We start from the raw sequence: 26097 nt of genomic DNA on the forward strand, positions 1-26097 counted from the left end.
CGTGGGAAGATGGCCCCCATGGCGATGAGAGAGATCCGCACCGTCGGCGACCCCGTCCTCCGGACCCCGTGCGACCCCATCACCGAGGTCGACGACCGGGTGCGCTCGCTCGTGGACGACCTGCTCGAGACGGTGGACCACGAGGGGCGCGCGGGCCTCGCCGCCAACCAGATCGGCGTCAACCTGCGCGCGTTCTCGTGGAACATCGACGACGAGATCGGCTACGTGCTCAACCCTCGCATCGTCGAGCTGTCCGAGGACGAGTACCAGGACGGCGACGAGGGCTGCCTCTCCGTCCCGGGCCTGTGGTACCCGACCAAGCGCGCCTGGTACGCCCGGGTGGTGGGCGAGGACCTCGACGGCAAGGAGGTCGTCGTCGAGGGCGTCGAGCTCATGGCCCGGTGCCTCCAGCACGAGGTCGACCACCTCGACGGCAAGCTCTACATCGACCGGCTCGAGCGCTCCGTCCGCAAGAAGGCGATGCGCGCGCTCCGCGAGCAGCTCGCCTGACGCGTGGCGGTGGCGCCGCGGCGCCGTCGTCGGGCATGCTTGCCCCAGCACGCCGCGACACGCACGTGCCCTGTCCGTCCCACCTGAGCAGGTCCCGAGGTCGTTGGGGAAGGCGAACCTCGACCTGACAGGAGGAACGACATGGCTGGTGCCATCACCCGCGGTGTCCTTTTCGTGCACTCCGCGCCCCGCGCACTGTGCCCCCACATCGAGTGGGCGGCCGGCGGGGTCCTCGGCGCGCGCCTGTCGCTGGACTGGACCGAGCAGCCCGCGGCGCCCGGCATGTTCCGCGCCGAGCACTCGTGGCAGGGCGCGCAGGGCACGGGCGCCCGACTCACGTCCGCGCTGCGCGGCTGGGCCCACCTCAGGTACGAGGTGACCGAGGAGGCGAGCCACGGTGCCGACGGCGCGCGCTGGAGCCACACGCCCGAGCTCGGCATCTTCCACGCCGTGACCGACGTGCACGGGAACACGATGGTGCCCGAGGACCGGATCCGCGCGGCCCTCGAGCACGCGGGTGACCCGACGCGCCTGCGCCGGGAGCTGGACCTGGCGCTGGGTCAGGCGTGGGACGCCGAGCTCGAGCCCTTCCGCTACGCGGGTGCCGGCGCACCCGTGCGCTGGCTGCACCGCGTGGGGTGACGTCCCGCAGCCCGCGACCGGCTGCGCGGACGACCACGGAGGACGGGCGAACGACGACGGCGCCCCGGGAGAGCTCCCGGGGCGCCGTCGTCGTCGTGCTCAGGCGCTGGTGACGACCAGGGCCACGTTGTGACCGCCGAAGCCGAACGAGTTGTTGATCGCCGCGACCTGGCCGTCGCGCAGCGTGCGCGGCTCGCGGACGAGGTCGAGCACCAGCTCGGGGTCGGGGTCGTCGACGTTGATCGTCGGGGGAGCGGTGCGCGCGTGCACCGCGAGGACCGTGAAGATCGTCTCGAGCGCCCCGGCGCCGCCGAGCAGGTGGCCCGTCATCGACTTGGTCGCCGAGAGCGCGACGCCGTCCGCGTCGTCGCCCAGGACCGCCCGGACGCTGCGCGCCTCGATGAGGTCGCCCACCACGGTCGACGTGGCGTGCGCGTTGACGTGCACGACGTCGGTCGTCGACACCGCCGCGTCCTGCAGGGCCGCGCGCATCGCGGCGATCTGCCCGCGTCCGCTCGGCTCGGGCGACGTCATGTGGTAGCCGTCGGCGCTCAGGCCGACGCCCGCGAGCCGGGCGTAGACGCGCGCGCCGCGCGCCGCGGCGTGCTCGGCGCTCTCGAGCACCAGGACCCCCGCGCCCTCGCCGAGGACGAAGCCGTCGCGCGCGGTGTCGTAGGGCCGTGACGCGGCCGCAGGGTCGTCGTTGCGCGTCGAGAGCGTGCGCGACGCGGCGAACGCGGCGATCGGCATCGGGTGGATGGCCGCCTCGGTGCCTCCCGCGACGACGACGTCGGCGCGACCCGTGCGGATCATCTCCATGCCGTAGCCGATGGCCTCGGCGCCCGACGCGCACGCCGACACCAGCGCGTGCGCACCCGCACGTGCGCCGAGCTCGAGCTCGACGTAGGCGGTGGGCGAGTTCGGCATGAGCATCGGGACCGTCATCGGCAGCACGCGGCGCGCACCCTTGGCGCGGAGCGTGTCCCAGGCGTCGAGCGTGGTCCAGATGCCGCCGATCCCCGAGGAGACCACGACGCCGAGGCGGTCCTGGTCGACGTCGGTGATGCCGGCGTCCTGCCAGGCCTCGCGCGCCGCCACGACGGCGTACTGGGCCGACGGGTCCATGCGCTTGGTCTCGGGCCGGGGGAGCACGTCGGTGGCCGGGACCGCGAGCTGCGCCGCGAACGACACGGGGATCTCGTACTTCTCGGCCCAGTCGTTCTCGAGCGTGCGGGCGCCCGACGTGCCGGCGAGTGCGGCGCGCCAGGTGCTGGGCACGTCACCACCCAGCGGGGTCGTCGCCCCCATGCCGGTGATGACGACGTCACGTGCGGTGCTCACAGGTCCTCCAGGGTGTCCGCGGTCGCGGGCGGTGGGTGGGGCGCCGGGGCCGTCGCGGGCCCGCGGCGTCCGGGTCCCGGCCGGGCCGGCAGCAGCCGGACGCCGGCCGGGCGTCGGCCGGGCGTCGAGGTCGCTGCCGGCCGCGCCGGCCGGTGGGACGCGAGGGTCAGGCCTGCGCGCCGGCGATGTAGCTGACGGCGTCGCCGACGGTGGTGAGGTTCTTGACCTCGTCGTCGGGGATGCGGACCGAGAACTTCTCCTCCGCGAGCGTGACGATCGTCATCATCGAGAGCGAGTCGATGTCCAGGTCGTCGGTGAACGACTTCTCGGCCGTCACGGTGTCCGTGGGCAGCCCGGTCTCCTCGCTCACGATCTCGGCGAGACCGTCCAGGATCTCCTGCTCGCTGTAGGCCATTCGTGTCTCCTCGGTGGTGGTGGTGTGCCGGGCCCGCAGGGCCTGGTGCGTGCATCGGCGCGGGTGCGCCGAGGTCGGGAGGGTCGCGTCGCCCGTCAGGGCAGGACGACGACCTGCGCGGCGTAGACGAGCCCGGCGCCGAATCCGATCTGGAGCGCGAGATCCCCGCTCGACGCGGTCCCCTCGCGCTTGAGGCGCTCGATCGCGAGCGGGATGGAGGCCGCGGACGTGTTGCCGGTGTCGGCGATGTCGCGACCGACGACGACGTGCTCGGGCAGCTTGAGCTGCTTGATGAGCTGGTCGATGATCCGCATGTTCGCCTGGTGCGGGACGAAGACGTCCACGTCGTCCGGCGTCAGCCCGGCCGCCGCGATCGCCTTGGCCGCGACGGGGGCCATCTGCCACGCGGCCCACTTGAACACGGTCGGGCCCTCCTGGCGCAGGGTCGGCCAGGGCTCGCCGTTCTCGATCGCGTCCTTCCACGACGCCGTCTGGCGGATCGCCTGGGCCTGGGCGCCGTCGGAGCCCCACACCGTCGGGCCGATGCCCGGGGTGTCGGAGGGGCCGACGACGACCGCCCCGGCACCGTCGCCGAGCAGGAACGAGATCGAGCGGTCCGTGGGGTCGATGAAGTCGCTCATCTTCTCGGCGCCGATGACGAGCACGTTGCGCGCCGCACCCGAGCGCACGAGCGCGTCGGCCTGCCCGATCCCGTAGGTGTACCCGGCGCACGCGGCCGAGATGTCGTACGCCGCGGCGGGCGTCGCGCCGAGCCGGTCGGCCAGCACCGCGGCGCCGGCGGGCGTCTGGTGGAAGTAGGTGACCGTGGAGAGGATCACCGCGTCGATGTCCGCGCCGACGAGCCCGGCGTCCGCGATCGCGGCGCGACCCGCGGCCTCGGCGAGGTCGAGGACGTCCTGGTCGGCACGCGCGCGCCGACGCGTCACGATCCCGGTGCGCTGGCGGATCCACTCGTCCGAGGAGTCGATGGGTCCCGCGACGTCGTCGTTCGTGACGACGTTCTCACCGCGGACGGCACCCAGGCCGAGGATGCGCGAGTGGGCAGGCCCGGACGACTGGGTCAGGGTGGGACGGGTCACTCGGGCGCCTCCTGGGCGGTGCCGGCCGGCCGGCCGTCGGACGAGGTGCGCGCGGGCGTCGGCGCCGCGTGCGAGGTGTGGCGTGCGGCGAGCTCGCGTGCCGCGTCGAGGTCCGCCGGGGACTTGACGGCGACGGTCTCCACGCCGGGCAGGCTACGCCGCGCGAGGCCGGTGAGGACACCGGCGGGCGCGAGCTCGACCAGGCCGGTCACGCCGAGGCGCAGGAGCGTGGCCTGCACGAGGTCCCAGCGGACGGGTGCGACGACCTGCGCCGCGAGGCGTGCGAGGACGTCCGCCGCGCGACCGTGCGGCGCGTCGTCGGCGGGGGCGTAGGGCTCGCCGTCCGCGTCGGACAGGAACGCGACCCGCGGGTCCTGCGCCGGCCACGTCCGGGCGACGTCGGCGAACGCGTCCGCGGCGGTCTGCATGAACGGCGTGTGGAACGCACCCGCCACCTGCAGGGGGATCACCCGGGCCCGTGCGGGCGGCTCCGCGGCGAGCGCCGCCAGGGCGTCGAGGTCGCCCGCAGCGACGACCTGGCCGCCGCCGTTGACGTTCGCCGGGTGGAGGCCGGCCGCCGCGATCCGGGCGAGGACCTCGTCGGGGTCGCCCCCGACGACGGCGCTCATGCCGCTCGGGGTGAGCGCCGCCGCCCGTGCCATGGCCCGAGCGCGGTGAGCGACGAGGCCCACGGCGCCCGCGTCGTCGAGCACGCCCGCGACGGCTGCGGCGGCGAGCTCGCCGACCGAGTGCCCCGCGGTGACGTCCACGCCGCCCGCGACGTCGTCACCCAGCGCGCGGAACGCGACGAGCGACGCGGCGACGATGAGGGGCTGGGCGACGGCCGTGTCGCGGATCGTGTCGGCGTCGGACGTCGTGCCGTGCGCGACGAGGTCGGTCCCGGCGGCGTCGGACAGGACGCGGACGCGGTCCTCGACCCCGGGCAGCTCGAGCCACGGGGCGAGGAAGCCGGGGGTCTGGGAGCCCTGACCCGGGCAGACGATGGCAAGCACCCGCTCACTGTGCCGAACCGTCACGAGCCGCCCGGGCCACGACGGGCACCAACCTCGTCGGACGCTCTTGTGCGATCCCTACAACGCCTGGCGCGCCGCAGGTGTGCGGGCGTCAGTCCTCGTCGAGCCTGCCGAGGGCGAGCGCGGTCTGCAGGACGTAGGCCTCGCGCGCGTCGAGCGGGTCCCAGCCCGTGACCTCCGCGACCTTGCGCAGGCGGTACCGGACGGTGTTGGGGTGCACGTACAGGACGCGCGCCGCGGCCTCGAGGGACCGGCCGTGCTCGACGTGCGCGGCGAGGGTCTCCAGGAGCGAGCCGCCCGCCGCGACGAGCGGGCGGTACGCCTGGTCCACGAGCGCGCGCCGGGCCGCCGTGTCGCCCACGAGCACGCGCTCGGGGAGGAGGTCGTCGGCGAGCACGGGCCGCGGCGCGGTCGGCCACGCGCGGGCCGCCGAGAGCCCGGCGAGCGCCGCGGACGCCGAGCGTGCCGCCTCCGCGAGGCTCGGGACGGCCGGGCCGACGACGACGGGCCCGGGGCCGAAGCGTGCGACGAGCGACGTGGCCGCGGCGCGCAGGTCGCCCTCGCCGCCGAGCACCACGATGAGCCGGTCGCCCTGGATGCCCACGAGCGCGTCGTCCGCGGCTCGGCGGGTCGCGCGCCGCAGCTCGCCCGCGCGCACGTCGTCGAGCGGGTGCGACGTCGTGCCGACCATGACCAGCGCGCTGCCGTGCCCGCTCCAGCCCAGCGCCGCGACGCGCGAGCGCAGGGCGTCGTCGGCGTCGCCGCGGACGATCGCGTCGACGACGAGCGCCTCGAGGCGCGCGTCCCACGCGCCGCGCACCTCGGCGGCACGCGCGTAGACCTCGGCCGCCGAGAAGGCGACCTCGCGCGAGTAGCGCAGCACGGCCTCGCGCAGGTCGCGCTCGCCGCCCGGCGCCGCCAGCCGCTCGCTGTGGTCCTCGACGACCTCGACGATGAGTCGCACGAGCTGGAGCGTGTGCTGGAGCGAGATCGAGCGCGTCAGCTCGGGCGGCGCGGCGGCGAAGATCTCCCCGGCGCCGTGGGGCGGGGTGCTCGGGTCGGAGAACCAGGTGATGAAGTTCGAGATGCCCGCCTGGACGACGAGGCCGAGCCACGAGCGGTCCTCGGCCGGGAGCGCCCGGTACCAGGCGAGGTTCTCGTCGAGCTTGCGCAGCGCGGCGGCGGCCAGGAGACCGCTGCCGTCGTGGAGGCGGCGCAGCGTGTGCGCCTGGTCGCGTGCGGACGGGACGGCGGCCATGGGGGGAGCATAGGGCTGGGAGACGTCCCCGCGGGATCGACGTTTTGTAGGGAACCGCAACGGGGCCTCCGGCCGGATCGCCCGCGAGGCGTCCGGTGGTCCCCGGTTCCGGTGCTCGCCCGACGCCGCGGCACCGGTCCGCAGCGCGGGCGCGACGGGGTCCGGTGCGTCCGGTTCGTCCCGGTGACGGGCGGGCTCGCCGCACGCTGTGCGGCTATGGTCGGTGTCATGGCTCTGCTCCCACGGCTCCGACGACTCCTGCGCCGGCCGGTCTCCGCGTCGAAGGTCGGCGTCCGCCGACCGACGTCCGCACGCCGCCGCGACACCATCCACGAGGACTCGGTCCGGGCGCTCCTGCACGAGGACCCCAACGACGCCCGCGCGTTCCAGGCCCTCGCGGAGATCGTCCGCCGCCGCGCCGCCGAGATGGTCCCCGACGGGGACCCGCTGACCGCGCCGCAGGACGACGTCGAGAAGCAGCGTGCGGCCGACCTCGCGGTGTGGGCGCTCGGCGAGGAGATCGCCGGCAACCCGCGGGCCTGGTACCCGCTCATCGAGCTCGCGCGCCTGTCCGTGCACGACGACCACGACGCGGCGCTGCGTCGGCTCGCGACGGCGGCCGAGCGCGACCCGTCGGGGCAGGCGCTCGCCGAGGGGCTCGCCGTCCTGCGCGAGGCCGGGCTGCCCGTCGAGGCACTCGGGCTCGGCGTCGGCCACTGGCGCGTCAAGGAGCAGACGCCCGAGATCGCCCGCCACCTCGTGCACGCCGCGATCGAGGCCGATCGTCCGCTCGAGGCCAAGCACCACCTCGCGGCGCTCGAGATGCACCCGGACAAGCACGCCGTCGCGCGCCTGCGACCCGAGCTCGAGCAGGCCGTGGCTGCCGCGGAGCAGCACATCGCCGGTACCTGACGACCGTGCCGGCGCCACGGGCGCCGCTCGCCGGTACGACGAAGGCCCCCGCCGACGGCGGGGGCCTTCGTCGTGCTCGGCGTCGGGACGTCAGGCGTCGCCGCCCGCGGTGCCGGACGTGCCGGCCCGGACGTCGTGCAGCTGGTACTTCTCGATCGCCTGCGCGGGGGCGCCACGGTCGACCTCGCCGCGCCGTGCGAGCTGGTGCAGGACCTTCACCACGACCGACGGCCCGTCGATCTTGAAGTGGCGGCGGGCCGCTGCGCGGGTGTCGGAGAAGCCGAAGCCGTCCGCGCCGAGGGTCGCGTACTCGCCGGGGATCCACGCGCGCACCTGGTCCGGCACGAGGTGGTCGTAGTCGCTCGTCGCGACGAACGGGCCCTGGGCGCCCTGGAGCTTCTGCGTGAGGTACGCCGTCCGCGGCTCGGCGTCCGGGTTGAGGAAGTTGTGCTCGTCCGCGGCGAGGCCGTCGCGGCGCAGCTCGTTCCAGCTCGTCACCGACCAGACGTCGGCGCGCACGCCCCAGTCGTCGGCCAGCAGCTGCTGCGCCTCGAGGGCCCACGGCACGCCCACGCCCGACGCGAGGATCTGGGCCCGCGGCCCGTCACCCTCGGCGACCGACACGCGGTGGATGCCGCGCAGGATGCCCTCGACGTCCACGTCCTCCGGCTCGGCCGGCTGCGCCATCGGCTCGTTGTAGACGGTCAGGTAGTACATGACGTTCGGGTCGCGCCCGTCGTCGCCGTACATCCGCTGGATCCCGTCGCGCACGATGTGCCGGATCTCGTACCCGTACGCCGGGTCGTAGTGCACGACGGCGGGGTTGGTCTTCGCCAGCAGGGGCGAGTGCCCGTCGGCGTGCTGCAGGCCCTCGCCGGTCAGCGTCGTGCGGCCAGCGGTCGCGCCGATGATGAACCCGCGGGTCATCTGGTCGCCCGCCGCCCAGAACTGGTCGCCGGTCCGCTGGAAGCCGAACATCGAGTAGAAGATGTAGACCGGCACCATGACCTCGCCCTGCGTGGCGTAGGAGGTGCCGACGGCCTGGAACGCCGCGGCCGAGCCGGCTTCGTTGATGCCCGTGTGCAGGATCTGGCCCTGCTCGGACTCCTTGTACGAGAGCATCAGCTCGCGGTCGACCGCGAGATAGTTCTGCCCCTGCGTGTTGAAGATCTTCGCGCTCGGGAAGATCGAGTCCAGGCCGAACGTGCGCGCCTCGTCCGGGATGATCGGCACGATGCGGCGGCCGAACTCCTTGTCCTTGATGAGGTCCTTGAGCAGCCGGACGAACGCCATCGTCGACGCGACCTGCTGCTGGCCGGAGCCCTTGGCGAGCACGTCGTAGACCTTGGCCTCGGGAAGCGTGACCGGGGCCGGCGCGACGCGACGCTCGGGCACGAAGCCACCGAGGGCCTTGCGCCGGTCGATCATGTACCGGATCTCCGGGGCGTCCGGACCGGGGTGGTAGTACGGCGCGTCGTACGGGTTCTCGATCTGCTCGTCGCTCACGGGGATGCGCAGCGAGTCGCGCAGGTTCTTGAGGTCGTCGAGCTTGAGCTTCTTCATCTGGTGCGTCGCGTTGCGCCCCGCGAAGTTCGACCCGAGCCCGTAGCCCTTGATCGTGTGCGCGAGGATCACCGTCGGCTGCCCCGTGTGGGCGCTCGCGGCGGCGTACGCCGCGTAGAGCTTGCGGTAGTCGTGGCCGCCGCGCTTGAGCGCCCAGATCTCGTCGTCCGTCATGCGCTCCACGAGCTGCTTGGTGCGCGGGTCGCGGCCGAAGAAGTGCTCACGGATGAAGGCGCCGTTCTCGGCGCGGTACGTCTGGAAGTCGCCGTCGGGCGTGGTGTTCATCAGGTTGACGAGCGCGCGGTCCTTGTCCGCGTTGAGCAGCGCGTCCCACTCGCGGCCCCAGACGACCTTGATGACGTTCCAGCCGGCACCGCGGAAGAAGGCCTCGAGCTCCTGGATGATCTTGCCGTTGCCGCGCACCGGGCCGTCGAGGCGCTGCAGGTTGCAGTTGACGACGAAGTTCAGGTTGTCCAGGCCCTGCTGCGCCGCGAGCTGGAGCATGCCGCGGCTCTCGGGCTCGTCCATCTCGCCGTCGCCGAGGAACGCCCAGACGTTCTGCTGGCTCGTGTCCTTGATCCCGCGGTTGTGCAGGTAGCGGTTGACCCAGGCCTGGTAGATCGCCGACGCCGGGCCGAGACCCATCGAGACGGTCGGGAACTCCCAGAAGCCGGGCATGAGGCGCGGGTGCGGGTAGGAGGAGAGCCCGCCGCCGGGGACGGAGACCTCCTGCCGGAACGCGTCGAGCTGCTCGGCCGACAGCCGGCCCTCGAGGAACGCCCGCGCGTAGATGCCGGGTGCCGCGTGACCCTGGAAGAAGACCTGGTCACCGCCGCCGGGGTGGTCCTTGCCGCGGAAGAAGTGGTTGAAGCCGACCTCGTACAGCGTCGCGACCGACGCGTAGGAGGAGATGTGGCCGCCGACGCTGACCTCGGGCCGCTGGGCGCGCGTCACCATCACGGCGGCGTTCCAGCGCATCCAGCTGCGGAAGCGGCGCTCGACGGCCTCGTCGCCGGGGAAGTACGGCTCCTCGTGCACGCCGATCGTGTTGACGTACGGCGTCGTCAGCGACGTCGGCACGGCGACGTTGCGCTCGCGCGCCCGCTTGAGCAGGTTCAGCAGGACGTACCGCGCACGCGGACCGCCCCGCTCGTCGACGAGCCCGTCGAAGGACTCGACCCACTCGCCGGTCTCCTCCGGGTCGATGTCGGGGACCTGGCTCAGGAGCCCGTTGATCAGCGGGCCCGTCGTGTCACGTGCAGCCACAACCTCACCTCTCGTCTGCGCCGGTGCCTGTTCGTGGTGCGGCGCTCGGGTTCGGACCGGCACGCACGCAGCGGTGCGCACCCGGGTCGTCGGACCATTCTCCGCCTCCGGGCGGGGCAAAGTCACACCGGCCCGGCGTGCCGTGCACCACGGTCGTGCGGAACGCGGCCCGTCCCGGGCCCCTCACGCACCGCTGCGCGTGCGGCGGGCGACCCGGAGGGGGGCGGCGGTGTGGCTCTTGCCACACCGATGCGACGCCGGTGGGCTACCGTTGGCGCACCCGGACAGCGGGCGAGACGTGGCCCCGGCGCAGACGGCACGGGCCTCGTGACGGCAGGACGTGAGGAAGGAACGGCACGAGTGGCGACGACGGCGCAGCCCACGGGCGGCCAGGGCGGGGCAGGGGCGGCCAAGCTCGGGTTCACCGCGGGTCAGGTGGTCCAGGAGTTCGGCTACGGCGACGACGTCGACCAGGAGCTGCGTGCCGCGGTCGAGGCGGTGATCGGCTCCGAGCTCGTCGACGAGGACTACGACGACGTCACCGACGGCGTGATGCTCTGGTGGCGCGACGACGACGGCGACCTCACGGACGCGCTCGTCGACGTCCGCGCGGTGCTCGACGACGGCGGGCTGATCTGGCTCCTCACGCCCAAGCCGGGTCGGTCGGGCCACGTGGCGCACGGCGAGATCGAGGAGGCGGCGACGACGGCCGGCCTCCACGCGACGAGCACGCTGACGATCGCGCCCGACTGGTCCGCGACCCGCCTGGGGACACGCAGCCGGGGCAAGTGACCGCCGCGGCCGAGCGCCCGCCCGGGTGGCGCGCGCCCGACCTGACGCTGCCCGACACGCACGGGACCCCCGTCGAGCTCGCGTCGCTGCGCGGCGGGCCCTGCCTCGTCGTCTTCGTGCCCTTCGCGTTCTCGGGGACCTGCACCGCCGAGCTCGACGCGCTCGAGGCCGACCTGCCCGACCTGCGCGAGGCGGGCGTGCGGGTGCTCGGGGTCTCGTGCGACCCGGTCTTCGCACTGCGCGCGTGGCGGGAGCAGCGGGGCTACACGTTCGACCTGCTGTCCGACTTCTGGCCGCACGGCGCGGCGGCCCACGCGTTCGGCGTGCTGGACGAGCGGACCGGAGCCGCGCGGCGCGGCAGCTTCCTGCTCGACGCCGACGGGCTCGTGGTGTGGAGCGTCGTCAACCCGGCGGGTGTCGCCCGTGACCCGGGGGCGCACCGGGCCGCGCTGAGGGCGCTGCGCCCCTCGGGGAGCGGGTCGGCGCACGGGTAGGCTGAGCGGCCGTCAGGGCCTGTAGCTCAGTTGGTCAGAGCGCCGCGCTTACACCGCGGAGGTCGTCGGTTCGAGACCGGCCGGGCCCACCCCGACGCGCCACCCCGGGTACCGTCCCAGGGTGACCAGCGCTGACCCCACCCTCGCGGACGTCGTCGCCCTCCTCGACCGGCGCCACCCGCCCGGCACGGCCGAGGCCTGGGACGCCGTCGGGACGGTCTGCGGGGACCCGGACCAGCCGGTCCGCAAGGTGCTCCTGGCGGTCGACCCGACCCTCGCGGTGGTCGACGAGGCGGTCGCCTGGGGTGCCGACCTGCTCCTGACCCACCACCCGCTCCTGCTGCGCGCCGTCCACTCGGTCGCGGCGACGACCTTCAAGGGCGCGGTCGTGCACCGGCTGACCCGGGCGGGCTGCGCGCTGCACGTCGCGCACACGAACGCGGACGCGGCCGTCGGCGGCGTCGCCGACGCGCTCGCGGAGGCGATCGGGCTCGTCGACCTCGAGCCGCTCGTCCCGGTCCTCGCCGAGCCGCTCGACAAGCACGTGGTCCTCGTCCCCGCCGACCACGCCGAGGCGCTCGTCGACGCGCTCGCGCAGGCCGGAGCGGGTGAGCTCGGCGAGTACTCGCGGTGCGCGTGGACGACGACGGGCACGGGGACGTTCGTGCCGGGTCAGAGAGCACGGCCGGCGGTCGGGAGCCCGGGACACCGCGAGGTGGTGACCGAGGCGCGCGTCGAGATGGTCGCGCCGCGTCGCCTCCGTGCCCGCGTCGTCGACGCGGTCCGACGCGCGCACCCCTACGAGGAGCCCGCGTTCGACGTGCTCGAGCCGGCGGCGCTGCCGGGCGGCACGGGGATCGGCCGGGTCGGGACCCTGCCGGGCGGGCTGACGCTCGAGGAGCTCGGGCGCCGCGTCGCGGCGTCGACGCCGGCGACCGAGCAGGGTGTGCGGCTCGCCGGCCGGCTCGACGCCGTGGTGCGCCGTGTCGCCGTCGTCGGCGGCTCGGGGGACTCGCTGTTCGACGCGGTCCGCGCGAGCGGTGCGGACGCGTACGTGACCGCCGACCTGCGGCACCACCCCGCGTCCGAGCTGCGCGAGCGTGCCGGGTTCGAGGCGGTCAGGGCCGGACGTCCCGCCGACGACGGGCGGCCCTTCCTCGTCGACGTCGCCCACTCGGCGAGCGAGTGGGTGTGGCTCCCGCGCGCCGCCGAGCAGCTCGTGCGCGACGTGGAGGACACGTGGCCGGGCACTACGGTGGAGACCCGCGTGAGCACGCTGCGCACGGACCCCTGGACGGCGCGGATCGGCTCGCCGCAGGACACGATCACCACCGGAGGAACCCGCCCGTGACAACAGCCCCCGTCGCCGACCAGCTGAGGCTCCTGGAGGTCCAGGCGCTCGACACGCGGGCCGCGCAGCTCGCGCACGCGCGGTCGAGCCACCCGGTGCACGCCGCGCTCACCGAGCTCGAGGGGCGGCTGGCCGACGTCGACGGCGCGTACGTGACGTCGCGGACGGCCCTCGGCGACCTGCGCCGAGAGCTCGCCAAGGCCGAGCAGGACGTCGAGCAGGTGCGCACGCGCGCCGAGCGTGACCGGACCCGGATGGAGTCCGGTGCGGCGAGCGTGAAGGACGTGCAGGCGCTCAGCAGCGAGCTCGAGGCGCTCGGACGTCGTCAGGCGGCGCTCGAGGAGGTCGAGCTCGAGCTCATGGAGCGCGTCGAGGCCCACGAGTCGGCGCTCGCGGAGCTGGGCAGCGCGCGTGACGGACTGCTCGCCGAGCAGGCGCGCCTGCGGGACGAGCTCGACGCGGCCGTGGCCGAGATCGACCGTCAGGCCGAGGCTCTCGGGGCCGAGCGCGAGCAGCGTGCGGACGGGATCGACGCGGCGCTCGTCGCGCTCTACGACCGGCTCCGGGCCCAGCTCGGCGGCCTCGCCGTGGCGCCGCTGCGCGGTCGGCGGTGCGAGGGCTGCCGCCTCGAGCTCAACCCGTCGGACCTCGCGCGGATCTCCGCGGCACCGGCCGAGCAGGTGGTCCGGTGCGAGGAGTGCGGACGCATCCTCGTCCGGGGCGTGGACGCGGCGTGAGCCGACGGCTCGTCGTCGAGGCCGACGGGGGCTCGCGCGGGAACCCGGGCCCGGCCGGGTTCGGCGCACGCGTCGTGGACGCGGACACCGGTGAGCTCCTGGCCGAGCGGGGCGGGTTCCTCGGCGTCGCCACCAACAACGTCGCCGAGTACCGCGGGCTCGTCGCGGGGCTCGAGGCGGCGCGCGCGATCGACCCCGCGGCGGACGTCGAGGTCCGCATGGACTCGCGGCTCGTGGTCGAGCAGATGAGCGGGCGATGGCAGGTGAAGCACGAGGACATGCGGCGCCTCGCCGCCCGCGCACGGGAGGCGCTGCCCTCGGGGACCGTCACCTGGACGTGGGTCGCGCGCGCGGAGAACGCCGCAGCGGACCGCATCGCCAACGAGGCGATGGACACGCGGACCGAGGTCGTCCGGGACCACGCCGGCGGGGCAGGGTCGCCGCGACCGGAGGACGTCCCCGCGACCGCGGACGAGGCAGAGGCCGCCGAGCCGGACGACGCGCCGCGTCCGGAGGGCCTGCGCGCGCGCCGGCCCTCGGGCTCGGCCATGCGCTTCGACGACGTCGAGCCGGTCACCGTGGTCCTCGTGCGTCACGGCGAGACGGCGCTCACCCGCACGAGGGCGCTGTCCGGCTCCTCCGAGCCCGGTCCCTCGCTGACCTCGACGGGCCGGGTCGAGGCGGCGCGCGCCGCCGACGTCGTGCACCGCGTCGGGCGCGCCGTCTGGCCTGACCTGCCGTACCCGACCTCGGTCGTCGCGTCGCCGATGGTGCGCACGCAGGAGACCGCCGCGGCGATCGGTCGACGCGTCGGCGCACTGGTCGACGTCGACCCGCAGTTCGCCGAGGTCGACTTCGGCCGGTGGCAGGGCCTGACCCCCGACGAGGTCGAGGAAGGCTGGCCGGGAGAGCTGCGGCGGTGGTACGAGGACCCGACCGTGCGCGCACCCGACGGCGAGTCCATGGTCGACGTCGGTGCGCGCGTCGAGGCGGGCCTCGCGGCGCTGCTCGCGGGCGGGACGGGACGGACCGTCGTCGTCGTGAGCCACGTCATGGCGATCCGCGCCGCGGTGGGCGTGTCGCTCGCGATGCCGCCGCGCGCGTGGGGCTCGACCCGCGTCCCCGCGGCGTCCGTGACCGTGCTGCGGTGGTGGCCGGACGGTGCGCGCGAGGCCGTCGTCGTCGGCATGCCGACCGACGTGCGGACCGGGCCCTAGGCGACCACGAGCGACAGCACCGCGGAGCTGCCGGTGCCGCGACGCGGCGTCGACAGCTCGGCCGTCACGAGCTCGTTCGTCATGAGGCCCGGTGCGGTGCAGCCGATCGGGCCGGTCCCGACCAGCTCGAGCGTCGCGTCGAGCAGCTCCGCCGGCGAGCCGGGGACGCCGCCTGGCCGGGTCAGCAGGTGCCGCGTCAGGGCGCCGCGGCTCTGCTTGGCCCAGTGGGACACGACGACGCGTCTGCCCTCGACCTGCCGCAGCACCTTGACGACGACGTGCCCGGCGGCGCTCGGGGGCGGCGTCCAGGCGGCGGCGTACGCGGCCGAGCGGCAGTCGACGACGAGCCGCCCCTCCGCCTCGGGGTCGAGCACCGCGGCGAGGTGCGGGCGCCACGACGCGGCGAGCGGGCCCACGCCGGGCAGGTCCGTGCCCATCGAGAGGCGGTAGGCGGGGACCGGGTCACCCGGGTGGACCACGCCCAGCAGGGCCGAGACCGTCCGCACGGTGCGCTCGGCGAGCGCGGCGGCGGGCCCGTCCAGCGAGGAGAGGCCTGCGGCGGCGTAGAGGACGCCCGTATACACCTCGCGCGCCGGCGCCGTCGGCGCGTGCTCGAGGTCGACGTTGTGGCGCACCTCGGTCGCGAGGGACCGGCCCGCGCCCAGGACCTCGAGCGCGTCGTCGCGGGCGCTGACCTCGACGAGCGCTGCGAGGACGGCACGGCGGTGCCCGGTGAGAGCGGGGGAGGAGAGCCGGTCGAGGTCGAGCGGACGCCCCGCCTCGGGACGGGCCTTGCCCTCGGACGGCGGGAGGAGCACGAGCACCGGGACAGGGTAGTCGTGCGGCGGTGACCGCCCGTCCGGTCGCTACGGTTGCGGCGCGGACGTGCCCCGCGCACGCGGGGCGGCGGTGACGGGAGGAGCGCTCGTGGCGCAGGTCAAGGTGTACGGACGCCGGTCGGTGTGGGCCGGGCGGCTCACGGAGGTGTCCGACGCCGTGCACGCCGCGGTCGTCGGTGCCTGGGAGATCCCCGAGCCCAAGCGGTTCCACCGCTTCCTGCTCCTGGAGGACGACGAGCTCGTCGCGCCCGGACGTGGGCCGGCGTACCTCCTCGTCGAGGTCGTGTGCTTCACCGGGCGCAGCCCCGAGGCGGTCCGCAGGCTGCTGCGAGCACTCATGGACGGCGTCGCGCCGGCGCTCGGCCTCGGCGTCGACGACCTCGAGGTGGTCGTGGTCGAGGTGCCGCCGAGCCGCTGGGGGATCCGCGGGCGGACCGGGGACGAGCTCGAGCTCGACTACCGCGTCGACGTCTGAGCCGGGTCCGGGCCTGTCGCCCCGTCCGCGGGGCACCGGGCTAGGCTGTCCCCGCGGATGAGTCGGCCAGGCGGTCGCGTCGAGGGCAACCTCGCCGAGGAACGTCCGGGCTCCGCAGAGCAGGGTGGTGGGTAACGCCCACCCGGGGTGACCCGCGGGACAGTGCCACAGAGAGAAGACCGCCACGGTCGTCCTCGGACGGCCGCGGTAAGGGTGAAAGGGTGGTGTAAGAGACCACCAGCGCACCGGGTGACCGGTGCGGCTAGGTAAACCCCACCTGGAGCAAGGTCGGACAGGGAGCGTTCGAGGGCTGCTCGCCCGAGCTCCCGGGTAGACCGCTGGAGGCGTGCGGCAACGTACGTCGTAGAGGGATGGCCGCCACCCGTGCGCGGGTGACCGCGCACGGGGACAGAACCCGGCGTACCGGCCGACTCATCCGCCCTCCCGGACCGGCCGGTGCCGCGACGCGGCGCCACCGGCCGGCGCCTTCCGCGGGAGCGTGCGTCGCACCACGATGGGTCGATGCACCGCAGTCGCGTCTCCACGCTCCTCGTCGACGTCCCCCAGGACGACGTCGGCCCCGCCCTGGCCTTCTGGTCGGCCGCGCTCGGTGTCACGCCGCGGCCCGTCCCCGGGGAGCCGCAGTACACCGACCTCCCCGAGGTCGTGCCCGGTCTCGTGGTGGCGGTGCAGTCCGTCGACGACGCGCCGCGGTACCACCTCGACATCGAGACGGACGACGTCGACGCGGAGACCGCGCGGCTCGTGGGGCACGGCGCCACCGAGATCGCGCGCTGGCTCGACTGCCGCACGCTCCGCGTCCCCGGCGGGCACCTCGTGTGCGTGATCCCGCTCCACTCCGACCCCGAGGCGTTCGGACGGGCGGCCCGCACCTGGTCGTGAGCGCGCACCTGGCCGTCGGCAGGGTGACGCACGGCCTCCCGGTGCCTCAGCGGGCGAGCTCACGCGGCAGCGGCTCCGCGTGCGAGGCCGGCACCCACGCGTGCCACGCGTCGTGCCCGGCCACCTCCTGACGCACGCACACGAAGCCCCGGGCGCGCGCCACGACGTCGACCTCGACGACCACCGCCGCGCCGCCGTAGGTGCGGCCGCGGACCAGCGCGCGCCGCGGCCGGGGGAGCATCACGCTCGGACGCGGGTCGCCGTGCGTCACGAGCCAGGCGGTGAAGTCGGGGTGCGGGCCTCGGTCCATGAGGTCACTGTGCCGACGACCACCGACGTCGGTGCTCCGGGGCGGCGCGCTGACGCCGGTGCCACGGGTCTGCGCGCCGACGCCGGGCGCCCCACGCCCGCGTCAGGGCTCGAGCGCCGCCGGGCGACCCCACAGGTACCCCTGCGCGGTCGGGCACCCACAGGCGCTGAGGCGCCGCGCGATCTCGGTGGTCTCCACACCCTCGGCGACGACGGCGAGCGACATCGCGCGCGCCATCGCCACGACGCCCTCGACGACAGCACGGCTGCGGGCGTCGTCGGACATCGCCGAGACGAAGCTCCGGTCGATCTTCACCTCGTCGATCGGCAGCACGGTGAGCTGGGTGAGCGACGAGTACCCCGTCCCGAAGTCGTCGACCGCGAGACGGACACCCAGGCCGCGCACACGCTCCAGCTCCTCCACGAGCGAGTCCCGGATGGTCAGCAGGTGGCTCTCGGTCAGCTCGAGGACGGCCCGGTCAGGCGGCATCCCGGTGCGCTGCAGCGCGTGCTCGACGACCGCGGCGAACCCGCCGTCGCGCAGCTGGGACGCGCTGACGTTGACGTTGACGGACACGTGCTCGCCGTGCAGCTGCGCGATGCGCGGCCACTGCGCGAAGGCCTCCCCGAGGGCCCACTCGCCGAGCTCGGGCATCAGGCCGGCCGCCTCGGCCGCGTCGATCCACTCGCCGGGCAGCAGCAGCCCCCGTGCAGGGTGCGCCCAGCGCAGGAGCGCCTCGACGGCGCACACCCGGCCGGTCTCGATCTGGACGATGGGCTGGAAGTGGACGACGAACTGCTTCTCGTCGACGGCCCGCCGGAGCTCGGAGTCGAGCTGGAGGTCGAGGCGCACCCGGTCGAAGAGCGGGTCGCTGAAGAACGCCGTCCGACCGCGCCCGCCGAGCTTGGCCTCGTACATCGCCGTGTCGGCCTCGCGCAGGAGGTCCCCGGCGTCGGTCCCGGGTCGCGCGAGCGTCATCCCGATGCTCGCGCTGACCGGGATGGTCCGGCCCTCGAGCGTGATCGGGCGGCAGACCTGGCGCAGGATGCGCGTCGCGAGCTCGGCGCCGACGTGCCGGTCCTCGACCAGCGGGCAGCACACGACGAACTCGTCGCCACCGATGCGCGCGACCGTGTCCCCGGGCCGGACGGCCTCCACGAGGCGCGAGGCGACCTCGACGAGCACGGTGTCGCCCGCGGCGTGCCCGAGCGAGTCGTTGACCCGCTTGAAGTGGTCGAGGTCGAGGAAGAGGACGGCGACGGCGCGACCCGACCTCGGCGCAGCCGCGATCGCGTGGTCGATCCGCTCCTGCAGGAGCGTGCGGTTGGGCAGCCCCGTGAGCTGGTCGTGCAGCGCCTGGTGCGCAAGACGCTCCTCGAGGGCGGTCCGGTCGGTGACGTCGACCAGCTGGACCGTCGCGACGCGCTCGGCGGACCCGGCGACGTGCTCACGCCCGACCAGGCCGGCGACCGCGAGGCACATGCGGTCCTCACCCGACCGCGTCCGGTGCGCGACCTCGCCCTCCCACACCTCGATGCGTCCCGCGGCGAGGTCGTCGAGGGCGCCGAGGAACCCCGCGTGCTCGTCCGGCCCGAGCAGCTCGGCCCACGTCCGGCCGGCGAGCGCCTCCCCGTCGTCGCCCGACCACCAGCGCTCCAGCGCGGGGTTCGCGTAGCGGATCGTGCCGCGGGAACCCTCCTCGAGCGACAGGAGCGCGTTGGGCACGACGGCCCGCTGGAGGGTGCGCTCGAGGGCGTCGCCGCGGCGGTCCGACGCCTCGAGCGCGAGGCGTCGCTGCTCGACCTCGAGGCTCAGGGCGAGTCCGACCAGCCCGGTGACGGCGATGAACGCCTGCACGACGACGGTGCGGGTGGTGACCGGCGCGACCTCCGCGAACGGGCCGGCGCCGCCCAGCGTCGCGACGACGCCCACCGCGCCCGCCACGAGGCCGTACGTCGCCGTCCACGCCGGCCCCAGCCGCCAGCCCACGAGCACGGTCACCGGGAGCGTGAGGAACGCGAACGCGTCGTCGGGCCGCGTCGAGTCGACGATCACGTGGACGGCCAGCGCGAACGACAGGACGAGGGCGATCTCGCCGCGGCTCCTCGCGTGGCGCAGGACGCCCGCGCGGCGGTCCGCGCGGTGCGCGCGCCACGCGAGCACGAAGGCCATGACGACGGCGGTGCTCGCCGTGAACCGGGGGATCCACAGGCCGATGATCGAGAGGGCGCCGGGGAGGTCGTTCGGCCCGATGAGCGCGAGGATGAGCGGCGTCCCGGCGAGCGACCCCGCGAGGCTCCCCGCGCCCAGGGCCAGCAGCCCCCGTGCGTCGCGCAGCGAGTCGGGCGTGTGCGGTGCGAGCCGCAGGAAGAGGCCCCCGCCGACGACGGCGTGCGCGACGTTCGCGAGCGCGAACGCGAGCGACGTGATGGCCGACGCGCCCGTCGTGACGTTCGCGAGGAACGCCATGACGAGGAGGGTCGGCATCGCGACCCGGTAGCGCTGCTCACGGGGCGTGAGCACGAACCACAGGAGGGCGACGCCCGCCGCCGGCCACACGAACGCGACGGGGGGCGACGGCAGTCGTGTGATGCCGCCGAGCACACCCGCGAGCAGGTAGACGGCCGACCAGGCGGCCGTGGCAGCCCACGGGAACTCACCTGGCGGCCGTCCCGCGTCCCTCTGTGCCGTCTCCCGCAGTGCCGGCACCCCGGCGGCAGGGGTGTGCGGCTCGCGGTCGAGCGGGACGCGGGCGGGCGTGGCCCGACGGGCCCGGGCCGTGTCGGGATGCACCGGCTGTCCCGGTGGACGTCGGGCGCGTGCCGTTCCCTCGTCCACGGACGGCACCCCCTGTCCACCGGGTCCGGACGATGTCCCTCCCACGGATGCGTCCCTACGCGTCAGCTCGTCGTCGTCCCCGTGTCCTGGTCCGGGACCCGGTCGTCGTCCTGGGCCGCGGGGGAGTACTTCGCCGGCTGCTGGCCCTGGCCGCTGACCTCGGGGTCGGGGTCGACCGCGAGGGTCGGCAGGTCCGGCTGCTTGGGGTCGAAGCTGTCGGGCAGGCTCTCGCTCATCCGTTCACCGTGGCACCGTGGTCGCGCGGTCGCATCCCGAGAGGGCGCCCTCGCGCACGCTTCACCCGCCCTCGCCTCCCCGGGCCGACCGCGGTCCGGGGTCGGGCGACCGCCGGGCGGCCGGGCCGCCCCGTCGCTAGCGTGGCTCTGCGCGCCGTCACGCGACGCGGCCCGCACCGCGAGGGAGGCACCATGACGGACGCCCGGGACCCGTCGGTCGGCGGGATCAGCGTCAGCGAGTCGGCGGACCGGACGACCGCCCACCTGTGGGGCGAGATCGACGACTCGGTGCGCCAGCAGGCGGGGGCGACCCTCACCCGCGCCCTCGAGCGCGGGCTCCCGGTCGTGCTCGACGCGAGCAGGGTCGAGTTCATCGACTCCGCAGGCGTGGCGTTCCTCATCCAGCTCTGCACGGTCGCGCGCGAGGAGGGCGTCACGGTGAGCCTCCACGAGCCCCCGCGGGTCGTCAGCGAGGTGATCGACCTGCTCGGCCTGCACGACCTGTTCGACGACGTCCCGCCGGACGCGCCCGGCGCCCGCGACGCCGGCCCGCACGACCAGGCCGACCGCTCGGGGGCGTGAGGCGTCAGCGGGCCCGGACGGCGGCGACCTGCCGTTCGTGCTCCGACCGGAGCCAGGGGTCCGCGAGGCGCTCGTCGTCGACCTCGCCCCGGCCCGTGAGCGCGCCGAGGTAGGCGCGGTCCGCGGCGAGCCGACGCAGGGTCTCCGCCCGGTCGGCGCGGTGCCCGTGACCCGGGACGACGACGCGCACGTCGTGCTCGTGGACGAGCTCCTCGACCCGGTCGAGCGCGGTGAGGTAGGTCGTGACCGGGTCGGCGTCGGCCAGGTCCAGCAGCGGCACCTCGAGGTCGGACAGGAGGTCGCCCGCGAGGAGCGCGCGTGCCGCGGGTACGACGACGACGGCGGCACCCGGCGCGTGGGCACCGTGCTCGACGAGGAGCGCCTCCGTGCACCAGGGCAGCGGACCGGCTCGGTGCGGCGTCAGCCGCGCCAGCAGCGCCACGTCGTGACCGGGTGCCTCGGCGTCGGCGTCCCGCACGAGGTGGGCGCGCTCGCGCCGGGCCGCCTCGCACGCGGCGGGCGTCGCCCAGCGCGGGACGTCGCCGAGTGCGCGCGACCAGACGACGTGGTCCCAGTGGGGGTGCGTGCTGACCCCGCCGAGGACGGTCAGGTCCCGCTCCGCCACGGCCGCCGCGAGCCCGTCGAGGTCGGCCGGGGTGACGGCGGGGTCGACGAGCACGCAGGTCGCGTCGTCGGCGACGAGCACCGTCGACGTCGTCGTGTACGCGCGTGCGGTCGCGACGAGCACCCCGGGTGCGACCTCGACGAGGTCGCGCGCCGCGGTGCGGGCCACGGGCCGCCGTCCCGGCCGGTCAGTCCAGCGCGGTGCCGCGTGCCGCGAGGGCCGCGGCGCCGACGATCCCGGCGGCGTTGCGCAGCTGGGCGGGGACGACGGGTGTGCGCAGGTCGAGCAGCGGGAGGAACTTCTCGTGCTTCTTGCTCACGCCGCCACCCACCACGATGAGGTCCGGCCACAGGAGGTCCTCGACGACGCGGAAGTACCGCTGAAGACGCTCGGCCCACTGCTCCCACGAGAGGTCCTCGCGCTCGCGCGCGCTGTCGGCGGCGCGCGACTCGGCGTCGTGCCCGTCGATCTCGAGGTGGCCGAGCTCGGTGTTCGGCACGAGCGTCCCGTCGACGACGAGGCACGAGCCGATGCCGGTGCCCAGGGTCACGACGAGGACGACGCCCGGCTTGTCGCGCGCCGCGCCGTAGAGGGTCTCGGCGTACCCGGCGGCGTCGGCGTCGTTGACCGCGAGCACCCGGCGCCCCGTCGTCCCGCGGACGACCGCCGTGACGTCCGTGCCGATCCACGAGTCGTCCACGTTGGCGGCCGAGCGCGCGACGCCGTGCTGGATGACCGCCGGGAACGTCACGCCGATCGGGATCTCGGGCGGCAGGTGGAACGAGTCGACGAGCTCGGCGACCGTCGCGGCGACGGCGTCGGGCGTCGACGGCTGGGGCGTCGGGATCCGGACGCGGTCGGCGGCGAACTCGCCCTCGGCGAGGTCCACGGGCGCGCCCTTGATCCCGCTCCCGCCGATGTCGATGCCGAACGCGGTCGTGGGCGGGGGAGGGGTGGGGGTGCTCATGGCAGCGTCAGGATCTCCGCTCCGGTCTCGGTGACGACGAGGGTGTGCTCGAACTGCGCGCTGCGTCGGCGGTCCTTGGTGACGACGGTCCACCCGTCGTCCCACATGTCCCAGTCGTGCGTGCCGAGGTTGAGCATGGGCTCGATCGTGAAGACCATGCCGGGCTCCATGACGCGCGCGTGCAGCGGCGCGGCGTCGTAGTGCGGGACGACCATCCCCGAGTGGAACGCCTCGCCCACGCCGTGCCCCGTGAAGTCGCGGACGACCCCGTAGCCGAAGCGGCGCGCGTACGCCTCGATGACCCGTCCGATCACGTTGAGCTCGCGGCCCGGCCGCACCGCGCGGATGCCGCGCATCATCGCCTCGTGCGTGCGCTCGACGAGCAGCCGCGACTCCTCGTCGACGTCGCCCACGAGGAACGTGGCGCAGTTGTCGCCGTGCACGCCGTCGACGTACGCCGTGACGTCGATCTTCACGATGTCGCCGTCCTGCAGGACGGTCGAGTCCGGCACGCCGTGGCAGATGACTTCGTTGACCGACGTGCACAGCGACTTCAGGAACGGCACCTGCTGCGGGTGCGGCTGGTAGCGCAGCGTCGACGGGTAGGCGCCGTGGTCGCACAGGAACTCGTGGCCGATCCGGTCGAGCTCGTCGGTCGTGACGCCGGGGACGGCGTGCCGCCCGACCTCGTGCATCGCCTGGGCCGCGAGCCGGCCTGCGACGCGGATCCGCTCGATCGTCTCCGCGTCCTTGACCTCGGAGCCCGTGAACGGCAGCTCGCGGTTCTTCCCGACGTACTCGGGCCGCTCGATGTGGGCCGGGACCTCCCGGACGGGGCTGACGGTGCCGGGCACCAGCGTGCCCGCCGGCGCGTGCGCGATCGACATGGCTGGCAGTCTACGAAAGCGGGTGGCGCACGGCGCCCGCTGGCTCGACGACGAGGAGGCACCCGGTGAGCGGCATGTCGGATGGCAGGGCAGGCGGCACAGCAGACAGCACAGCAGACGGCGGCGCCCCGCAGTACTGGTTCAACCCCCGCACGCGGGAGGTCGAGGAGGGGATGGTGAGCCCGTGGTCGGACCGCATGGGGCCGTACCCGACCCGCGAGGCCGCCGAGCGCGCGCTCGAGACCGCCGAGGGGCGCACCGACGCGTGGGACGAGGAGGACCGCCGCTGGCGCGAGGGGTGACGCTCGCAGCGGCGGGGCCTCACTCCGCGAAGCTGTGGGTGTCGGTCGGGAAGGCTCCCGACCGTACCTCGTCGTTGTACGCGCGTGCCGCCGCGCCGAGCGTCGCGCCGATCTCGGCGTAGCGCTTGGCGAAGCGCGGCGACCAGTCGGTCAGGCCGGCCATGTCGCTCCACACGAGGACCTGGCCGTCGCACGCGGGCCCCGCGCCGATGCCGATGGTCGGCACGGAGAGCACCTCGGTGATGCGCTCGGCGAGCGGTGCGGGGACCATCTCCAGCACGACCGCGAACGCGCCGGCCTCCTGCAGCGCGAGCGCGTCCTCGGAGAGCCGCTCGGCGGCCTCGTCCCCGCGGCCCTGGACGCGCTTGCCCCCCAGCACGTTCTCGGACTGGGGCGTGAAGCCCAGGTGCCCCATCACGGGGATGCCGGACGACACGACGAGGTGGACGTGCTCGGCGACGCGGCGGCCGCCCTCGAACTTGACCGCGTGCGCGCCGCCCTCCTTCATCATCCGGACGGCGGTGGCGTGCGCGTGCGCGGGTGAGGCCTCGTACGAGCCGAACGGCAGGTCGGCCACGACGAGCGACCTCCGCACGGCGCTCGTGACGGCACGCGTGTGCCGGATCATGTCGTCCACGGTGACGGGCAGCGTCGTGGCGTGACCGAGGAAGTTGTCGGCGACGGAGTCGCCGACCAGGAGGACGTCCGTCCCGGCCTCGTCGAAGATCCGCGCGGTCGGGGCGTCGTAGGCCGTGAGCATCGTGATCCGCTCGCCGCGCTCCTTCGCCTGGCGCAGGTGGTGGACCCGGACACGCCGCAGCGGTGCGGCGGTGCTCTCGCTCATTCGGTGCTCCCCTTCGGCTCGCGCCACGCGGTCGTCACGGGGAGCCTACGGTCCCGGCCGAACGCCAGGGCGGTGACCTTGGGGCCGAGCGGGTACTGGCGGCGCTTCCACTCGGCGCGGTCGACGAGCGAGAGCACCTTGTCCACGACGGCCTCGTCGAAGCCGCGCGCGAGCAGCTCCTCACGGCCCTCGGCGTGCTCGACGTACGCGTCGAGCACCTCGTCGAGCAGGTCGTAGGGCGGGAGCGAGTCGGTGTCCTGCTGACCGGGCGACAGCTCGGCCGAGGGCGGCTTGGTGATCGAGCTCTCGGGGATCGGCGGGATCTCGCCCGCGTCCGTCGCGCTGTCGTTGCGCCACCGCGCGAGGGCCCAGACGCGTGACTTGTCGACGTCCTTGATCGGCGCGTAGCCCCCGACGGCGTCGCCGTAGATCGTCGAGTAGCCCACGGCGAGCTCGGACTTGTTGCCCGTCGCGAGGACGAGGTGGCCCTCGCGGTTGGAGACGCCCATGAGGATGACGCCGCGCACGCGGGCCTGGAGGTTCTCGCCCGCGACGCCGGGCAGGTCCATCTGGCCCTCGAACGCCTCGACCATGGGGGCGATGGGCTGGACGCGGTAGTCGGCGCCGATCCGCTCGGCGAGGTCGGCCGCGTCGTCGCGCGAGTGCTCGGACGAGTGGCGCGACGGCATGCTCACGCCGACCACGTTCTCCCCGCCGATCGCGTCGGCGGCCATCGCGGCGACGAGCGCGGAGTCGATGCCCCCGGACAGGCCGAGCACGACCGAGCGGAACCCGTTCTTGCGCACGTAGCCCCGCAGGCCCGTGACGACGGCGGTGTACACCTCGGCGTCCGGGTCCATCGGCTCGGCGAGCAGGCCCGGCTCGGGGTCGCCGTCCTCCGGGAGGTCGACCACGAGGAGGTGCTCGACGAACTGCGGCGAGCCTGCGACGGGCGTCCCGTCGGAGGCGACCACGAAGGACCCGCCGTCGAAGACGAGGTCGTCCTGACCGCCCACCATGTTGACGTAGGCGACGGGTGCGGCGACCTCGGGCGCCCGCCGGCACGCGAGCTCGGCGCGCAGGTGGCCCTTGCCCTCCTCGTACGGCGAGCCGTTGATGACCGCGAGCAGGTCGACGCCCTCGGCCGCGAGCTGCGCGACCGGACCCCCGTCCTGCCAGATGTCCTCGCAGATGACGACGCCGACGCGCCGCCCGTCGACGTCGACGACGCACGGCGCGGTGCCGGACGCGAAGATCCGGTACTCGTCGAACACGCCGTAGTTGGGCAGGTGGTGCTTGTCGTAGCGCGCGAGCACCTCGCCGCCGCGCACGACGACGGCCTGGTTGGTCGCGCGGCCCCCGGGCGTGCGACCCAGCGTGCCGAGCACGACGGTGAGCTCGCCGAGCCCCTCGGCGACGAGGCGGCGCCGGACGTCGTCGAGCGCGCGCTCGGCGGCCCGCGCGAACGAGTCGCGCAGCGCGAGGTCCTCGATCGGGTAGCCGGTCAGGGTCATCTCGGGGAAGAGCACGAGCCGGGCGCCGGCGTCGGCGGCGGAGCGTGACCACTCCAGGACGCGGTCGGCGTTGCCGGCGACGTCCCCCACCCACGTGTCGACCTGGGCCAGTGCGATGCGGAGCGAGGCCATGGCGGCAACCC

Annotated in this window: 27 protein-coding genes, 1 tRNA gene and 1 other RNA gene; 14 read left to right on the top strand and 15 right to left on the bottom strand. The window is 74.7% G+C overall.

Annotated elements, in window-relative coordinates; translation table 11 throughout:
- The first annotated feature begins 18 nt into the window (after positions 1-18).
- The gene (def, locus tag IEV86_RS00570) at positions 19-510 is read left to right on the top strand and encodes a peptide deformylase (protein ID WP_043606671.1); all 492 of its coding nucleotides are present in this window, start codon (positions 19-21) and stop codon (positions 508-510) included.
- A gap of 141 nt (positions 511-651) precedes the next feature.
- Positions 652-1152, top strand: coding sequence for a DUF3145 domain-containing protein (locus tag IEV86_RS00575; RefSeq protein WP_043606672.1), 501 nt, complete (start codon positions 652-654; stop codon positions 1150-1152).
- A 99-nt stretch (positions 1153-1251) separates the two neighbouring features.
- Here IEV86_RS00575 and IEV86_RS00580 read toward each other — a convergent pair whose 3' ends face one another.
- The 5 genes from IEV86_RS00580 to IEV86_RS00600 form a co-directional block, all read right to left on the bottom strand.
- Positions 1252-2493, bottom strand: a complete 1242-nt coding sequence (locus tag IEV86_RS00580; RefSeq protein ID WP_043606674.1) for a beta-ketoacyl-[acyl-carrier-protein] synthase family protein — start codon at positions 2491-2493, stop codon at positions 1252-1254.
- Positions 2494-2659: 166 nt separating this feature from the next.
- Complete coding sequence (locus IEV86_RS00585) at positions 2660-2908, bottom strand: acyl carrier protein (RefSeq protein WP_043606677.1); 249 nt, start codon at positions 2906-2908, stop codon at positions 2660-2662.
- 95 nt (positions 2909-3003) lie between these two features.
- On the bottom strand, positions 3004-4008 hold the full coding sequence (locus IEV86_RS00590; protein WP_043606679.1) for a beta-ketoacyl-ACP synthase III: 1005 nt from the start codon (positions 4006-4008) through the stop codon (positions 3004-3006).
- Positions 4005-5021, bottom strand: coding sequence for an ACP S-malonyltransferase (locus IEV86_RS00595; protein ID WP_052426211.1), 1017 nt, complete (start codon positions 5019-5021; stop codon positions 4005-4007). Before IEV86_RS00595 ends, IEV86_RS00590 begins: the two co-directional genes overlap by 4 nt.
- 112 nt (positions 5022-5133) lie before the next feature.
- Positions 5134-6300, bottom strand: coding sequence for a PucR family transcriptional regulator (locus tag IEV86_RS00600; RefSeq protein ID WP_188484514.1), 1167 nt, complete (start codon positions 6298-6300; stop codon positions 5134-5136).
- Positions 6301-6528: 228 nt separating this feature from the next.
- Between IEV86_RS00600 and IEV86_RS00605 the strand changes: the two genes are divergently transcribed.
- Positions 6529-7212: a hypothetical protein gene (locus IEV86_RS00605; protein ID WP_043606235.1), complete on the top strand. Its 684-nt coding sequence runs from the start codon at positions 6529-6531 to the stop codon at positions 7210-7212.
- 90 nt (positions 7213-7302) lie between these two features.
- Here IEV86_RS00605 and aceE read toward each other — a convergent pair whose 3' ends face one another.
- Complete coding sequence (gene aceE, locus IEV86_RS00610; protein ID WP_043605938.1) at positions 7303-10041, bottom strand: pyruvate dehydrogenase (acetyl-transferring), homodimeric type; 2739 nt, start codon at positions 10039-10041, stop codon at positions 7303-7305.
- Between the two features lie 360 nt (positions 10042-10401).
- On the opposite strand from aceE, the gene IEV86_RS00615 reads away from it, so the two are divergent.
- The 6 genes from IEV86_RS00615 to IEV86_RS00640 all read left to right on the top strand — a co-directional run bounded on the left by IEV86_RS00615 (position 10402) and on the right by IEV86_RS00640 (position 14632).
- Complete coding sequence (locus tag IEV86_RS00615; RefSeq protein ID WP_043605941.1) at positions 10402-10833, top strand: DUF3052 domain-containing protein; 432 nt, start codon at positions 10402-10404, stop codon at positions 10831-10833.
- Positions 10830-11327, top strand: coding sequence for a peroxiredoxin (locus IEV86_RS00620; RefSeq protein ID WP_043606182.1), 498 nt, complete (start codon positions 10830-10832; stop codon positions 11325-11327). The genes IEV86_RS00615 and IEV86_RS00620 overlap by 4 nt, the downstream gene beginning before the upstream one ends.
- A gap of 15 nt (positions 11328-11342) precedes the next feature.
- Positions 11343-11416 (top strand) — tRNA-Val (locus IEV86_RS00625).
- 32 nt (positions 11417-11448) lie between these two features.
- Positions 11449-12678 carry a Nif3-like dinuclear metal center hexameric protein gene (locus tag IEV86_RS00630; protein WP_043606185.1) on the top strand — a complete coding sequence of 410 codons (1230 nt, stop codon included), beginning with the start codon at positions 11449-11451 and terminating at the stop codon, positions 12676-12678.
- On the top strand, positions 12675-13415 hold the full coding sequence (locus tag IEV86_RS00635) for a zinc ribbon domain-containing protein (protein WP_043606187.1): 741 nt from the start codon (positions 12675-12677) through the stop codon (positions 13413-13415). Before IEV86_RS00630 ends, IEV86_RS00635 begins: the two co-directional genes overlap by 4 nt.
- Positions 13412-14632: a bifunctional RNase H/acid phosphatase gene (locus IEV86_RS00640; RefSeq protein ID WP_043606190.1), complete on the top strand. Its 1221-nt coding sequence runs from the start codon at positions 13412-13414 to the stop codon at positions 14630-14632. The genes IEV86_RS00635 and IEV86_RS00640 overlap by 4 nt, the downstream gene beginning before the upstream one ends.
- Here IEV86_RS00640 and IEV86_RS00645 read toward each other — a convergent pair.
- A complete protein-coding gene (locus IEV86_RS00645; protein WP_043606193.1) occupies positions 14629-15456 on the bottom strand; it encodes a YaaA family protein in 828 nt (275 codons plus the stop codon). The two genes, IEV86_RS00640 and IEV86_RS00645, sit on opposite strands and share 4 nt — an antisense overlap.
- A 103-nt stretch (positions 15457-15559) precedes the next feature.
- Here IEV86_RS00645 and IEV86_RS00650 point away from each other — a divergent pair, with 103 nt between their 5' ends.
- The 3 genes from IEV86_RS00650 to IEV86_RS00660 all read left to right on the top strand — a co-directional run bounded on the left by IEV86_RS00650 (position 15560) and on the right by IEV86_RS00660 (position 16849).
- Positions 15560-15946 (top strand): tautomerase family protein, encoded by a 387-nt coding sequence (locus IEV86_RS00650; protein WP_043606196.1) that lies wholly within the window; start codon positions 15560-15562, stop codon positions 15944-15946.
- Positions 15947-16004: 58 nt separating this feature from the next.
- Positions 16005-16385: RNase P RNA component class A (gene rnpB / locus IEV86_RS00655), an RNA gene on the top strand.
- An 83-nt stretch (positions 16386-16468) separates the two neighbouring features.
- Positions 16469-16849 (top strand): VOC family protein, encoded by a 381-nt coding sequence (locus tag IEV86_RS00660; RefSeq protein ID WP_043606199.1) that lies wholly within the window; start codon positions 16469-16471, stop codon positions 16847-16849.
- Positions 16850-16895: 46 nt separating this feature from the next.
- Here IEV86_RS00660 and IEV86_RS00665 read toward each other — a convergent pair whose 3' ends face one another.
- The 3 genes from IEV86_RS00665 to IEV86_RS17780 form a co-directional block, all read right to left on the bottom strand.
- Positions 16896-17159: a hypothetical protein gene (locus IEV86_RS00665; protein ID WP_043606202.1), complete on the bottom strand. Its 264-nt coding sequence runs from the start codon at positions 17157-17159 to the stop codon at positions 16896-16898.
- Positions 17160-17261: 102 nt separating this feature from the next.
- The gene (locus IEV86_RS00670) at positions 17262-19952 is read right to left on the bottom strand and encodes a bifunctional diguanylate cyclase/phosphodiesterase (RefSeq protein ID WP_052426167.1); all 2691 of its coding nucleotides are present in this window, start codon (positions 19950-19952) and stop codon (positions 17262-17264) included.
- Positions 19953-20059: 107 nt separating this feature from the next.
- Positions 20060-20233 carry a chromosome partitioning protein gene (locus tag IEV86_RS17780; protein ID WP_229734421.1) on the bottom strand — a complete coding sequence of 58 codons (174 nt, stop codon included), beginning with the start codon at positions 20231-20233 and terminating at the stop codon, positions 20060-20062.
- 192 nt (positions 20234-20425) lie between these two features.
- Here IEV86_RS17780 and IEV86_RS00680 point away from each other — a divergent pair, with 192 nt between their 5' ends.
- Complete coding sequence (locus IEV86_RS00680; RefSeq protein WP_081978703.1) at positions 20426-20815, top strand: STAS domain-containing protein; 390 nt, start codon at positions 20426-20428, stop codon at positions 20813-20815.
- A gap of 4 nt (positions 20816-20819) precedes the next feature.
- Here the strand turns inward: IEV86_RS00680 and IEV86_RS00685 are convergent, their stop codons facing one another.
- The 3 genes from IEV86_RS00685 to map are packed head-to-tail and all read right to left on the bottom strand — an operon-like array spanning position 20820 to position 23294.
- A complete protein-coding gene (locus IEV86_RS00685) occupies positions 20820-21608 on the bottom strand; it encodes an MBL fold metallo-hydrolase (RefSeq protein WP_043606205.1) in 789 nt (262 codons plus the stop codon).
- Between the two features lie 19 nt (positions 21609-21627).
- Positions 21628-22407 (bottom strand): polyphosphate--glucose phosphotransferase, encoded by a 780-nt coding sequence (gene ppgK / locus IEV86_RS00690; protein ID WP_043606208.1) that lies wholly within the window; start codon positions 22405-22407, stop codon positions 21628-21630.
- A complete protein-coding gene (gene map / locus IEV86_RS00695) occupies positions 22404-23294 on the bottom strand; it encodes a type I methionyl aminopeptidase (RefSeq protein ID WP_043606211.1) in 891 nt (296 codons plus the stop codon). Before map ends, ppgK begins: the two co-directional genes overlap by 4 nt.
- A gap of 74 nt (positions 23295-23368) precedes the next feature.
- On the opposite strand from map, the gene IEV86_RS00700 reads away from it, so the two are divergent.
- Positions 23369-23596: a hypothetical protein gene (locus IEV86_RS00700; RefSeq protein ID WP_052426169.1), complete on the top strand. Its 228-nt coding sequence runs from the start codon at positions 23369-23371 to the stop codon at positions 23594-23596.
- A 19-nt stretch (positions 23597-23615) separates the two neighbouring features.
- On the opposite strand, the gene panB is transcribed toward IEV86_RS00700, so the two are convergent.
- Both panB and IEV86_RS00710 read right to left on the bottom strand, forming a co-directional pair.
- A complete protein-coding gene (panB, locus tag IEV86_RS00705) occupies positions 23616-24440 on the bottom strand; it encodes a 3-methyl-2-oxobutanoate hydroxymethyltransferase (RefSeq protein WP_043606215.1) in 825 nt (274 codons plus the stop codon).
- Positions 24437-26086, bottom strand: a complete 1650-nt coding sequence (locus tag IEV86_RS00710) for an NAD+ synthase (protein WP_043606218.1) — start codon at positions 26084-26086, stop codon at positions 24437-24439. Before IEV86_RS00710 ends, panB begins: the two co-directional genes overlap by 4 nt.
- Between the last annotated feature and the right edge of the window lie 11 nt (positions 26087-26097).

The organism is Cellulomonas carbonis, assembly GCF_014636275.1.
GTDB classification, from domain to species: Bacteria; Actinomycetota; Actinomycetes; order Actinomycetales; family Cellulomonadaceae; genus Actinotalea; species Actinotalea carbonis.

What these genes read in the sequence shown, in the direction of transcription:
- IEV86_RS00575 (WP_043606672.1), top strand. Translation starts at nt 652, where the DNA reads ATGGCTGGTGCCATCACCCGCGGTGTCCTTTTCGTGCACTCCGCGCCC.
- IEV86_RS00700 (WP_052426169.1), top strand. Translation starts at nt 23,369, where the DNA reads ATGTCGGATGGCAGGGCAGGCGGCACAGCAGACAGCACAGCAGACGGC.
- map (WP_043606211.1), bottom strand. Translation starts at nt 23,294, where the DNA reads ATGTCGATCGCGCACGCGCCGGCGGGCACGCTGGTGCCCGGCACCGTC.
- ppgK (WP_043606208.1), bottom strand. Translation starts at nt 22,407, where the DNA reads ATGAGCACCCCCACCCCTCCCCCGCCCACGACCGCGTTCGGCATCGAC.
- IEV86_RS00605 (WP_043606235.1), top strand. Translation starts at nt 6,529, where the DNA reads ATGGCTCTGCTCCCACGGCTCCGACGACTCCTGCGCCGGCCGGTCTCC.
- IEV86_RS00665 (WP_043606202.1), bottom strand. Translation starts at nt 17,159, where the DNA reads ATGGACCGAGGCCCGCACCCCGACTTCACCGCCTGGCTCGTGACGCAC.
- IEV86_RS17780 (WP_229734421.1), bottom strand. Translation starts at nt 20,233, where the DNA reads ATGAGCGAGAGCCTGCCCGACAGCTTCGACCCCAAGCAGCCGGACCTG.
- panB (WP_043606215.1), bottom strand. Translation starts at nt 24,440, where the DNA reads ATGAGCGAGAGCACCGCCGCACCGCTGCGGCGTGTCCGGGTCCACCAC.
- IEV86_RS00680 (WP_081978703.1), top strand. Translation starts at nt 20,426, where the DNA reads ATGACGGACGCCCGGGACCCGTCGGTCGGCGGGATCAGCGTCAGCGAG.
- IEV86_RS00585 (WP_043606677.1), bottom strand. Translation starts at nt 2,908, where the DNA reads ATGGCCTACAGCGAGCAGGAGATCCTGGACGGTCTCGCCGAGATCGTG.
- IEV86_RS00660 (WP_043606199.1), top strand. Translation starts at nt 16,469, where the DNA reads ATGCACCGCAGTCGCGTCTCCACGCTCCTCGTCGACGTCCCCCAGGAC.
- def (WP_043606671.1), top strand. Translation starts at nt 19, where the DNA reads ATGGCGATGAGAGAGATCCGCACCGTCGGCGACCCCGTCCTCCGGACC.
- IEV86_RS00600 (WP_188484514.1), bottom strand. Translation starts at nt 6,300, where the DNA reads ATGGCCGCCGTCCCGTCCGCACGCGACCAGGCGCACACGCTGCGCCGC.
- IEV86_RS00710 (WP_043606218.1), bottom strand. Translation starts at nt 26,086, where the DNA reads ATGGCCTCGCTCCGCATCGCACTGGCCCAGGTCGACACGTGGGTGGGG.